Source organism: Vibrio sp. 99-70-13A1 (assembly GCF_013114625.1).
Taxonomy (GTDB): Bacteria; Pseudomonadota; Gammaproteobacteria; order Enterobacterales; family Vibrionaceae; genus Vibrio.
In genome coordinates this window covers 54,513-67,098 of sequence record NZ_VTXD01000004.1, presented here as the reverse complement: position 1 = coordinate 67,098, position 12,586 = coordinate 54,513, and the positions used below count along the sequence as shown (strand labels likewise).

The following is a 12,586-nucleotide window of genomic DNA, read 5'->3' as shown; positions in this document are numbered from 1 at the left end:
AAATAGAGCCGGTTTTTTGTTGTCTTTCTTAATTTTTAATCGCGTAATTGATTTGTCTTAGAGTCGAATCTAGCTGGTTTATGAATGCTAGGCCTTAGAATAAACGTCTCGCTCACCTAGCCAGCGCTCAATAATAGCCAATGCATTGTCTGGGTATTGGTCATGAATATGACGAGCAATGCGTTGCACTTCAGGGATTAAACGTTGGTCTCGCATTAAATCTGCAATTTTAAAGTCGGCTAACCCTGTTTGCTTTGTACCGAGTAACTCACCAGGCCCGCGAATCTCAAGATCTTTCTGCGCAATGACAAACCCATCATTACTTTCTCGTAAAACACCTAAACGTTTCTGAGCGGTTTTAGACAAAGGCGAGTGGTACAAAAGTACGCAGTGACTTGCCACTGAACCACGACCGACACGACCACGTAATTGGTGTAATTGTGCTAAACCAAGCCTTTCCGGGTTTTCGATGATCATCAGGCTTGAATTGGGAACATCAACCCCAACTTCAATGACGGTAGTGGCTACCAGTAAGTGCAGCTTGTTCTCTTTGAACTCTTGCATCACCGCTTGTTTTTCAGCGGGTTTCATTCTGCCATGCACCAAGCCTATTTTTACGTCGGGCAGTATGCGTTGTAATTCTTCAGCAGTGTCAGCCGCGGCTTGTGCCTCTAAGGCTTCTGATTCATCAATTAAGGTACATACCCAATATGCTTGTTTACCTTCGTTGAGGCAGGCATTTCTTACTCGTTGAACAATGTCATCACGCTTAGTGTCAGGCAGCGCGACCGTCTGAATCGGCGTTCTTCCCGGTGGAAGTTCATCAATAATTGACGTTTCTAAATCAGCGTAAGCCGTCATGGCTAACGTTCTTGGAATTGGAGTGGCAGTCATAACCAGTTGATGTGGGTAATAACCTTGCTTTGCCCCTTTCTCTCGTAACTCTAAACGCTGGTGGACACCAAAGCGGTGTTGTTCATCAATAATGACCAGAGCGAGGTTGTTAAACTCTACATGCTCTTGAAACAAGGCATGAGTGCCTACCACCATTTTTGCTTCACCACTGGCAATACCTGCGAGCTCTTTTTCTCTTGCTTTGCCTTTCAATTTTCCGGCTAACCAACCAACTTGAATGCCCATGCTTTCAAACCAGTTAGCGAAGTTAATAGCATGCTGCTCAGCCAGTAGCTCTGTCGGTGCCATTAGCGCGACTTGCTGTCCATGCTCCAAAGCTCTAACAGCAGCTAAAGCGGCGACTAATGTTTTACCTGAACCCACATCACCTTGAACGAGACGCATCATAGGGTGTGACTTTTCTAAGTCAGCTTCGATTTCTTTTACTACTCTATTTTGTGCGTTGGTTGGAGAAAACGGCAATTGGGCAAGTAGCTGAGTTTTTAGTTCGTTCACTTCTGGAAGAGGTAACGCTTTATCCAATTGACCTTTGCTGCGGACTGATAGCATCGATAAATTTTGTGCGAGTAATTCTTCCATGATCAGGCGAAGTTGTGCAGGGTGCTTGCCTTCATCAAAGGCTTCAATATCAATTGAAGGTGGCGGTCTGTGTATGGTGTGCAGAGCTTGGCCAAGCGTGATTTGATGATCGTATAAACCCGCTGGGAGTAATTCTTTAACTGCGGCTTTATCGAGTAGGGCTAGTGCTTGATCCGTTAGGTTGCGCAGAGTGACCTGCCTTAACCCTTCTGTTGTTGGATAAACAGGTGTTAGGTTTTGTTCGATGTCGGGCTGCTGCCTTGGGGCGAAAAACTTGTAATCAGGGTGTACTATTTCTAGCCCCATACCACCCCGCTTTATTTCCCCGTAAGCGTAAACTTGCTTACCTTCAGAGAAGTTGTTTTTTATCCCAGCAGTAAAGTTGAAAAAACGCAGAGTAACCGTGCCATTTCCGTCACTGATCTTTACGGTCAGCATTTTACGTTTACCAAAGGTCGTGTCTACGCTCATGACCTTTCCTTGCACTGCAGCCCATAAACCAGCGTGAAGCTTGGCTATTGGGTAGATACGAGTGCGGTCTTCATAACGTAATGGAAGGTGGAAAAGTAAATCTTGTACATTATTGAGCCCAACTTTTTCCAGTTTTTCAGCGACTTTCGCTCCAACACCAGATAAGGACGTTAGAGGGATGGCAGATAAAAGTTGTGACATACATGGCTCGCAAACATAAGAATGACAAGCTATTCAATCATTTTACTGGATTTTTGTACAGGCAGAATTGTAGGGGAGAGGGGAAAGGATGAAGTTGAATGTTTGGTCGATAAGCCGATACAAAAAATCTCCTTAAAGTTTGTCACTTTAAGGAGATTTTAAATGCTTCGTAGCTAAGTATGGCTAAGCTAAGTAAGGTTAAGCTAAATTAAGCTCAGCCTTACTTGCTATTTTCGTGTCACTTAGTTTTTACGGCGTCTTACTTTTAGCGCATGTGGCATCACACGCAGCTTTTTCATAATGCTCGCCAAGTGAACGCGATCTTTAGTTGTTAGCAGTATTGTCACAGTGTACAAGCGACCATCACGTTCTTCCGTGGAAATGCCGTGAATGTTGGAGCCTGTTTTGGAAATGACATTGGTCAATTCTGCTAATGCACCTTGGTGATTTTGAAGATCAATCTGAAGCTCTGCTGTGAACTCCTGATCATAATCCTCAGACCATTCTACTGCCATGTACTTATCTGGTTCTTTTTGGTAACCACGTACGTTTGGACAAGTTTCACGGTGAACAACCAAGCCACGACCCGGAGAGACATGCGCAATGATGTGATCGCCAGGAATTGGGTGACAACAATTAGCAAAAGTGAGCAGTAACCCTTCAGCACCGCGAATCGGAAGTTTCTTCTTCGTCGTACCGTTAGTGTTAACAACTTCAGTCAGTTCGTCAGCATCACCTAATAAGCGGCGCGCAATCACGATGCTCATTAGTTCACCGAGACCAATCGATGCAAGCAAGTCTTCGAGATTGTCGAGGCGAAGGTCAGACAGTACGTGCTCGATGTTTTCTTGAGCAATATCGCTAATCGATAGTTCACCTAACGCATGGTTAAGTAATCGACGACCAAGCGTGATCGATTCTTCACGGCGCATTGTTTTCAGAACCTGACGGATCTTAGTACGCGCACGTGATGTCACCACGTAGTTGAGCCATGCTGCATTCGGACGTGCGCCCGGAGCACTGATGATCTCAATCGTTTGACCATTCTTCAGCGACTTACTTAGTGGGTAAGGGTTCATGTCTACACGAGCACCTACACACATGTTACCTACGTCAGTATGTACTGCGTAAGCAAAGTCGACCGCTGTTGCACCGGCAGGAAGTTCAACGATACGACCTTTTGGCGTAAAGACGAAAATCTCATCAGGGAAGAGATCAGACTTAACGTTCTCAATGAATTCGAATGAATTACCCGCGCTTTGTTGCAGCTCAAGTAAGCTCTGCATCCAACGCTGTGCTTTAACCTGTGCGGTAGTCCCATTGCTGCTACGTGAGCCATTACCTTTGTAAGACCAGTGCGCTGCGACACCTTTATCTGCCATTTGATCCATATCTTCAGTACGGATCTGTACTTCAACAGGCACCCCATGAGGGCCGATCATTGAGGTATGCAGAGATTGGTAGCCGTTGGCTTTTGGCACCGCAATATAATCTTTCATGCGACCAGGGCGTGGCTTGTACAGGCTGTGAGCTTGGCCAAGTGCGCGATAACAAGTATCTGGGGTATCGACCACAACACGGAAAGCGTAGATATCCATAATGGTGTGGAAACGCTGCTCTTTCGTTTTCATCTTGTTATAGATGGAGAACAGGTTCTTTTCACGACCAAGCACACGAGCAGGTAAGCCGACTTCTTCAAGGCGACCTTCAATCTCACTATGGATTCGTTGGATCATTTCTTTACGATTACCACGAGCCGCTTTTACCACGTTTTTAAGAACGCGATAGCGGTTAGGGTAGAGCGCTTCAAAACCTAATTCTTCAAGCTCAGTCTTGATATTATGAATACCAAGGCGGTGTGCAAGGGGAGAATAGATTTCTAGAGTTTCACGTGCAATGCGGCGCTTTTTATCAGGGCGAAGTGCCCCAAGCGTACGCATGTTATGAGTTCGGTCAGCTAGTTTGATCAAGATAACGCGGATGTCTTGCACCATGGCGAGAACCATCTTACGGAAGTTCTCTGCTTGCGCTTCTTTGCGATCACGAAATTTAAGCTTATCCAGCTTAGATACACCATCAACCAATTCAGCAACGGTATTGCCAAATTGCGCTTCTAACTCTTCTTTTGTAACTTCAGTATCTTCAATTACATCGTGGAGTAGGGCGGCTTGCAGTGTTTCAATGTCTAGACGCATTTCGGCTAGAATTCGTGAAACAGCAACAGGATGGATAATGTATGGTTCACCCGTTGAACGGGTTTGCCCTTCATGGGCGTCTCTCGCTACCACATAAGATTGACGCAGAGCCTCAATTTGAGGCTCTGTTAGGTATTCTTGGGCAACGTCTTTGAGGCTATCGAATAGATACAAATTAAAGGCCCGGAAGGTTAATTAGTTCGAATGACGCTATTAACGGCTGTGAGCTAACGAGTGTGAGCGATGCTGCTTACTGCTGCAAGTTCAGCCGCTTCTTGCTCTTGTTGCTCTTGACGCTCACGAGCATCTAGTACGTCTTTAGTGATAAGACCTTCTTCGATTTCGCGAAGAGCGATAACCGTCGGCTTATCGTTTTCTTCAGGCACTAGTGAATCTTTGCCGCCAGTTTGCATTTGACGTGCGCGGCGAGCCGAAATAAGAACTAGGTCGAAACGGTTGCCAACTTTTTCAACAGCGTCTTGAACAGTTACGCGTGCCATGAGGACTCCAAATAGTAATTAACTAATAAATTTTTGATGACGAGAAAGTATACAAGTTTAACTAGATACTTTCTAGCTCACCGTATACTTATCTCAATGGAAAATCTAGTTCTAGATTATTCCGCCAGTAGTGCTGTAAGCATGCCGCTGTATTTTGCCGCTTGCTTATCTTCTTTTAAGCGCTCCGCACGGATGATAGCTCTGAAGTCCATTAAGGCTGCATCAAAGTCATCATTCACGATTACATAGTCATATTCACTGTAGTGAGAAATTTCAGACTTCGCTTCGCTCATACGTTTCGCAATAACTTCGTCGCTATCTTGACCGCGAACATTCAAACGGCGCTCTAGTTCACCATTTGATGGTGGAAGAATGAATACACTCTTCGCTAAAGGCATTTTTTCGCGGATTTGACGTGCGCCTTGCCAATCGATATCTAGGAAGACATCAATGCCTCGCTCTAGATTCTCTTCAATCCATACTCGTGAAGTGCCGTAGTAGTTGCCGAATACTTCAGCGTACTCAAGAAATTCATCTTTCTTGATTAGGTCTTCGAAGTGGTGTTTTTCTACAAAGTGGTAGTGAACACCATTTTCTTCACCTGGGCGCATGCCACGAGTGGTGTGCGAAACAGACACTTTCATTGCGTAGGTAGGATTGGTTTCTAGCATTGCTGAGATCAAGCTCGATTTACCTGCGCCGCTAGGTGCAGATACGATGTAAAGAGTACCTTTGCCCATCTGTATGTTTCCACTGTTGTTGGATTGAATGCTGGCTGACAAGCCGGCACAAAAAGATAGTTCTGCCTTATCAAAACTAAGCATTAATAAATGCCAATTGATGAAAATTAGGTCAGAAAAATGGAGGCGAAGAGTAGCATGTTTCGATCCTTGAGAACAATCATCTTGATCGTTATTTGCTTTCAAAAGATCTTCACCCAGCTCGCAAAAGGTAAAACCCTTGTGCAATTAAATGTAATTTCACTATTTTAATGTGATCTAAATATAAAGACGTTGAACTTTTAGACGAAAACCTTACAATCCGCGCAAACGATTAAATGCTGTATATATCTAATGAAATGGATTAGATGTTTCTACTACCAAGCCTATCTTGGTGACTACAGTTTTTAGTGTAGAAGTTCGTCTATTTCGCACAGCATTTCAATCTTAAAATTTATTAATTAATTGCAAAGGTTTCGCTGTGAGTACTGAATCAACCCTCAAAGCCCAGAAGTCTTCTGGTTCGCTTGATGCACTGTTTAAAATCTCAGAAAGAAAAACCAATATCAGCACTGAGCTGTATGCGGGTTTTATCACTTTTTTGGCGATGAGCTACATTCTTGCGGTTAACCCTGCGATTCTAGGAGGGATTCCTGGAATGGATAAAGGCGCGGTATTTACGGCCACGGCTTTGTCTGCTGCTATCGCAACTTTGATTATGGGGATTTGGGGTAACTACCCAGTAATGCTTGCACCAGGCATGAGTATGAATGGCTTCTTCAAGGGGATGTTACTCAGTGGTTCAGTCGCTTTATTATGGAATGAAGCGCTTTTTGGGATTTTCCTGTCTGGTCTTCTATACCTTGCTTTCTCGATGACCAATATCCGCAAATCGATGATTGAATCAATCCCTGAAGATTTGAAGTTGGCGATTACCGTTTCCCTCGGTTTGTTCATTGCTTTTTTAGGTTTAAAAAACGCCGGTATTATTGTTTCTAACCCATTTGTTTTAGTGGGTTTAGGTGACATCTCAGACCCAACTGTGATCATTGCTTACATCAGTATTTTTATTGCTTTGGGCTGCATGGTTCGTGACATCAAATTAGCGACCTTTATCTCTTTCATTTCTGCAATTGTTTTGACCATACTTGCTGACGTTTTCATGGGCACATCTAACGCTCCTATTCCTGAGCAATTCGTGTCTATGCCGCCAAGTATGTCGGGTACGTTTGGGGCGATTTTTGATTTCTCTCACTTCACTGCAGAGAAAATGTTTGATTTGCTATTTGTCGTGATGATCTTCTTGATTGTCGATTTCTTTGATGGGTTAAGCACGATTGTTGGTGTAGGTCGTGATGCAGGCATTATCGATAAAGATGGCAAAGTACCTAACGCTAAATCTGCGTTAGTGGCAGACGCTGGTGGTACTGTGATTGGCTCTGTATTAGGGACGACTTCAATTACTGCGTTCTCTGAATCTGGTATTGCTTCTTCTCAAGGTGCAAAGACAGGTTTAGCGGCGGTTGTCGTGGCTGGTTTGTTCTTAGTGTCTTTGTTCTTATACCCACTGTTCTCTATCTTCTCAGCGGCAATGGTGGCACCTGCTATGGTAGTGGTAGGCATCTACATGGTCGGTCGCCTAGGTCAGATTAACTGGGAAAAGAAAGAGTCACGCATTGCGGCATTCTTTACCATTATGTTTACTGTTCTGAGCTTCTCTCCTGCCAATGGTATGGCAATGGGCTTTATCAGCTATTCATTTACAATGGTTGTTGCAGGCAAAGGTAAAGAAGTCCATCCATTGATTTATATTCTTTCGGTTATCTTCTTAGCGTATTTAGTGCTGCTTTAACTCCTATACTTCACAAGTATAAAAAAATGGCTTTACGTTAGGTAAAGCCATTTTTGTTTGTACATTATTTAGAGCATATTAATTGAACGTATTTTTAATAAAATGTGTTCTTAATTAAACGTGCTTTTAATTAAACGTATAGGTAAACACACTGAATCCAGTATTATCACCGACGTTGCCCGTTTCTGATGTGAATGATACAGAAGGGACCTCACCAGCAAATGTTTCACCACTTGGAGAAGATAAGAACTTCACGGCTGTACCTGATGTTAATCCCGTTAATGAGAAGTTCTCAGCATTGTCAAAACGGTGTAGCGGCACTTCTTCTGCACTTTCAGAAGCGATACCTTTTAGGTATTGGTCAACTAACTCTCGGTTTGAGAATGCGCCATCTTCATGAACAATTTCAGCTTGGTCTACGCCAGGAATCCAGTTGTTTGAAGCTCGGTAGTTATTGGTTACCACATAAAGAACTTGCGAGTCTTCAAGGACCACACCGTTGTAGCTAATGTCACTGATACGGCGGTAATCACCATTTGGATTAAGTTGTGGCTTATCGTCAGCGTCGTTGATTAGCTCACCATTAGCATTTACGTAGTAACGAGGTGGGGTGCCGACATCAATTGTGTAATTTAAGCTGTTCGAATTGCCATCAGCTTTCCAACCGCCATAGAACACATCTAAATTGTAGCTGCGGAACATTTGGTGCAGAAGGTAATCGCCACCAGTACTAACTGTTTGGTATTGCTGAGATGCAATGGTTTCTAGCCACTCTTTAACATCAGCTGCGGTTAATTTAAGAATTGCAGGTGTGTTGTTATCAAACACATATAGGTCAGCAACACTAGCGTTGGTTAATTCTGTGCCATCAATGTTGGTATAATCTTCAGCGCCACCACGACCACCTTTGAAAGGTGCAGATACCGACAACAAAATAGCGCCATCTTCCATTTGCACTGTGCCATCTTGAGTAACTGTCATACCCCAGTTGTATTGTGCTTCGTTGACAATCTGTACAGATAGATCAGGTTCGATTGCTGAGAAGAAACTATTAATCTTTTGATCAATTTTAAGGATAGGGGTCTGCATGTAGTCGATGGTGCCTTGGTGGTCATCTGCTACTGCATCAACCACATCTTGAGCCATAATTTCGGTATCTTCATACAATCCACGCAGTTCCGCGGTACTTTGACCGTAATTGACACTCCAAGTCCCCCCAGAGTTAGTCGATTCCAATTTCAGGTCAATAATACCGACGTTATTACCCCAGTAGCCTGGCATAACCGCTGGTTTATCAAAGATCTTACCTTTCTCGGCATCGACTCCTTCCATACCATCATAAGTATCGGTTGTGGTTGGGAAGTTGTTGTGGTCATGACCAAACATAATGGCGTCGATGCCATCAATGTTAGCAAGCCCCCATGTTGCATTGTCGATAAATGGTACGTCAGCGTCACTACCAGAAAGCCCTGAGTGTGGAATCGCGACGATGATGTCAGCGCCTTCAGCTTTCATTTTACTAACGTAGAATTCGGCGGTGGTTTTAATGTCTGAAACAACGACCTGGCATTCTAAATTGGTTTTATCCCAGCTCATGATATTTGGTGGTGTAAAGCCAATCACACCCACATTCACCGCGTGCATTTTGCCATCACTGCCTTCAAAGTTACGTTCTAGAATGAGATAAGGAGTAAAGGCATTTTCAGCTTGAGATAGGAACTCTTCATCGATGCGAGGTTCACATGACTGGCTCGAAAAATCGCTGCTTGAAAGTAGAGTGTCATCATATTTGAATACATTCGACACAACGTAAGGGAAGTCAGCGCCTTGAATCGCCGCTTTTAAATAATCCAAACCGTAATTGAATTCATGGTTACCAATATTGGCAGCATCATAGCCGAGCAAGTTCATGGCTTTATAAACAGAGTGAAGGTTTGACTGTAAGTTGTCTTCACCTAAGCTCGCCATGTAGTCAGCCATTGGGCTACCTTGAATAAGGTCACCATTATCAAATAGCATGCTATTTTTAGCTTCATCTCGAACGGCTCTGATAACTGGTGCTGTTCGTGCAAACCCATAGCTTTGCTTATCACTGTCACTAAAATAATTGTACGGCATCATATTACCGTGCAAGTCCGTTGTTTCCATTAATCTTAAATCGATGGTGACAAAATCATCATCTGAATCACTACAGCCCACTAGTGCCATTGCTATCGCAGCTGAGAGCAGTATTTTCCCCGAATTTTTCATGTGTACCTCAAATTTTAATACAGTTTAGATGCGGCTTATCTTGGGGGGTGATTGTTACAGAAACATGAGGGTATTATTACAATATCGCTCACGGTTTAAATTATAAGCTATTGTTTTATAAATTGTTTTATTGTTATTGATAAGGCAATCGTATACGTGTGTTTAATCTGAGGTTTTTACTGAGGGGTCTGTCACATGGCTTTTTAATGAAAGTATTGGTAAGTAAAATGAATCATTTTTTATTACATCGAGTGAATATGCAAGAGGGCGTGATAAACTGATTTCTTTAGCTCATATTATATGAATAGTGATTATGCCTTCTCATCTTCCCCCTTCGTTTAGTAAACCCTTTCTAAAAATTTTCCATATGCTTGAAGCGGTATTACTGGTTGCTATTACGCTAGCAACTTTGTTTGCGATGGTGGATGAATTTATTCATGTGTTTGTAGAAAAGAGAGTTCAGCTTACCGATATATTATTGATGTTCATTTATCTTGAAGTGTTGGCTATGGTCCAGCAGTTTGTGATGAACGGTAAAATTCCGGTTAGATACCCGATTTATATCGCGATGATGGCAATCGCTCGTTACATCACATTGGGTATGAAAGAGTTGGATGCGGTGCTCGTAGTGTGGCTTTCTGTCGCTGCATTTATCTTAGCGGCAGCAACCTTATTAATTCGAGTTGGTCATCATTATTGGCCATATGTCGATAGAAAAACCAAACAGCCTGATGAATAACTCCACAAAATCAAAAGAAATATTTATATATTAATGCAACAGGTCAAATACTAATCTAGTGGCAGTGTGAATGATTTTATAATTCGAGTATATTCACGACCAAAATTTTTATTATAAAAAATAAGTGGTTGTGCTATGAAATTAAAACTTGTCAGTGGCTTGGTGAGCATGGTTATGCTTTCTGGCTGTACGTCAATGATGCAAAAAGATGATTTTGAGAGCTTTAACAATAAGCTTAATACCGGTGATTATAATGGAGCGGCTGAAGTGGCTCTTGATCATGCAGGTTATGATGAAGAGTCTGGTGAAACTGATGATCTTCTATGGACACTTCAAGCGGGTGCAACGCTGAACTATGTAGGGCAGTATGACTTATCGACTAAGTTATTAGACTCTACAGAGCACATGATGAAGAGTGAAGATACTGAAGGCACAGTTGCTGAAAGTGCAGAACTCGTCGGTTCAATGATTGGTAATGATGCAATGCTTGATTACGAGCAAGCTCATTACGATGGCGTAATGTCGAACACGATTAAAGCTTGGAACTTCATTTCTCAAAATGATTACCAGAACGCACGCGTTGAATTAAACCGTGCTGAAGAACGCCAACGCCGCGCCGCTAAGCACTTCGCTGATGTGATTAAAGAACGTCGAGCTGAAATTAAAGAAGAAGCGGGCGAGTCTGGTGCACTTGTTAAACAGTCGATGGAATCGGATGAAACTAAGAAGATTCTAGCGGATGCTGGTATCGAGCAAGGCCAATGGAAGCCTTATGAAGGCTACGTAAACCCTTTTACTACTTATTCTTACGGTCTAAACCTTCTTCTTACTGGTAAAAGTAAATCTGATTTCCAGAAAGCCGCTGACTCCTTCAAGCGTGTTTACTCACTAACCGATTCAAAAGCAGCGAAAGCCGACTATGAGCTTGCTCGTTCGATGGCTCGTTCAAATAACCAAGACAAACTTGCTAATAAAGTTTGGGTTATCTTTGAAAACGGCCAGTCAACAGTACGTGAAGAAAAGCGAATCGACCTTCCTGTTTTCATCCTTTCTGACAACGTTTCATACACTGGTATTGCCATTCCACGTCTAAAAGAACGCGGTAAAGCGCTGAATAACATCACTATCGAAGGCAACGACACTGAAACTATCGCAGACATGGATAAGATCATTGGGGCTGAATTCGATCAAGACTTCCCATACATCCTTGCTCGTGAAATTACTCGTGTCACGTTGAAAACTATCGCTCAAAAACAAGTGAAAGATGAAAACGCGTTGTTGGGTGATGCATTCGCACTTGTGCAAATGCTAACAACAGGTGCGGATATTCGTTCATTCTCAGCACTGCCAAGCGAGTACCAAGCGACACGTATCGATGCAAAAAATAACACAGTTGAGATCAAAGCAGGGGCATTCACGATTCCTGTTGAACTTGACGCTGATTCAAGCAAACACATCATTTATGTAAAAGCGATTTCTCCGGTAATTGAGCCGACAATCAAAGTAGTTAATATTTAAGGACATATCATGAAAAAAATGGCACTTGCAGCCGCGGTTGCAGCTCTAACTCTTACTGGTTGTGCAACTAAAACAGCGTATATCGATGCATCGGACACTCAAACGAATGTAGTTGCAGCTCTGTCTTATGCTGACTTCTCAAAAGCAGCAAATGAGATGGCAGAAGAGATCGTCGCAAGTAAATTAATGACGCACCCTCAAGCGGATGAAGGCGGTCGTTACATCGTTTACGTCAATGATATCGAAAACGACACCATGCAGCGTTTAGACACAGACCAGCTAACAAAAGGTCTGCGCGTTAACTTACTTCAATCAGGTAAGTTCCTAGTGACGACTGCATTCGGCGAAGATGACGCAACTAAGAAGATGCGTGAATTAAAAGATTCAAAAATGGTGAAGAAGTCGACAGTGAAGGGTGATGACCAAGTTATTGCGCCGGACTTCAGCCTATCAGGCAAAATCCTACAACGTAATACATCGTTAGATAATGACGACACACGTATCGAGTACTACTTCCAGCTAACAATGACTAAGATAGAAAACGGTTTAGCGTATTGGGAAGGCGAGCGTGTAGTAGGTAAAGTCGCTGATGGCTCTAGCGTAAGCTGGTAGTAGAGTGATTGATGAGTAAAACATAAAAAATGGAT

General features: G+C 43.0%; 9 protein-coding genes and 1 riboswitch. Of the genes, 4 read left to right on the top strand and 5 right to left on the bottom strand.

The features are described from left to right. Positions 1-87: 87 nt before the first annotated feature. The 4 genes from recG to gmk all read right to left on the bottom strand — a co-directional run bounded on the left by recG (position 88) and on the right by gmk (position 5,601). A complete protein-coding gene (gene recG, locus F0226_RS04995) occupies positions 88-2,166 on the bottom strand; it encodes an ATP-dependent DNA helicase RecG (protein ID WP_171734623.1) in 2,079 nt (692 codons plus the stop codon). 242 nt (positions 2,167-2,408) lie between these two features. Further along, positions 2,409-4,535 (bottom strand): bifunctional GTP diphosphokinase/guanosine-3',5'-bis pyrophosphate 3'-pyrophosphohydrolase, encoded by a 2,127-nt coding sequence (gene spoT, locus F0226_RS04990; protein WP_171734622.1) that lies wholly within the window; start codon positions 4,533-4,535, stop codon positions 2,409-2,411. A gap of 53 nt (positions 4,536-4,588) precedes the next feature. Beyond that, positions 4,589-4,861, bottom strand: a complete 273-nt coding sequence (rpoZ, locus tag F0226_RS04985) for a DNA-directed RNA polymerase subunit omega (protein WP_004735648.1) — start codon at positions 4,859-4,861, stop codon at positions 4,589-4,591. A gap of 116 nt (positions 4,862-4,977) precedes the next feature. Further along, positions 4,978-5,601, bottom strand: coding sequence for a guanylate kinase (gene gmk, locus F0226_RS04980; RefSeq protein WP_171734704.1), 624 nt, complete (start codon positions 5,599-5,601; stop codon positions 4,978-4,980). Between the two features lie 300 nt (positions 5,602-5,901). Continuing rightward, positions 5,902-6,001, top strand: a riboswitch (purine riboswitch). 60 nt (positions 6,002-6,061) lie between these two features. On the opposite strand from gmk, the gene F0226_RS04975 reads away from it, so the two are divergent. Next, positions 6,062-7,432 carry an NCS2 family permease gene (locus F0226_RS04975; RefSeq protein ID WP_171734621.1) on the top strand — a complete coding sequence of 457 codons (1,371 nt, stop codon included), beginning with the start codon at positions 6,062-6,064 and terminating at the stop codon, positions 7,430-7,432. A 126-nt stretch (positions 7,433-7,558) separates the two neighbouring features. Here the strand turns inward: F0226_RS04975 and F0226_RS04970 are convergent, their stop codons facing one another. Then, a complete protein-coding gene (locus tag F0226_RS04970; protein WP_253820767.1) occupies positions 7,559-9,682 on the bottom strand; it encodes a bifunctional 2',3'-cyclic-nucleotide 2'-phosphodiesterase/3'-nucleotidase in 2,124 nt (707 codons plus the stop codon). Positions 9,683-9,995: 313 nt separating this feature from the next. Between F0226_RS04970 and F0226_RS04965 the strand changes: the two genes are divergently transcribed. The 3 genes from F0226_RS04965 (at position 9,996) to lpoB (ending at position 12,551) form a co-directional block, all read left to right on the top strand. Further along, positions 9,996-10,421, top strand: coding sequence for a phosphate-starvation-inducible PsiE family protein (locus tag F0226_RS04965; RefSeq protein WP_171734620.1), 426 nt, complete (start codon positions 9,996-9,998; stop codon positions 10,419-10,421). Positions 10,422-10,556: 135 nt separating this feature from the next. Further along, positions 10,557-11,939: a hypothetical protein gene (locus F0226_RS04960; RefSeq protein ID WP_171734619.1), complete on the top strand. Its 1,383-nt coding sequence runs from the start codon at positions 10,557-10,559 to the stop codon at positions 11,937-11,939. A 9-nt stretch (positions 11,940-11,948) separates the two neighbouring features. Then, complete coding sequence (gene lpoB / locus F0226_RS04955; RefSeq protein ID WP_171734618.1) at positions 11,949-12,551, top strand: penicillin-binding protein activator LpoB; 603 nt, start codon at positions 11,949-11,951, stop codon at positions 12,549-12,551. The last annotated feature ends 35 nt before the right edge of the window (positions 12,552-12,586 follow it).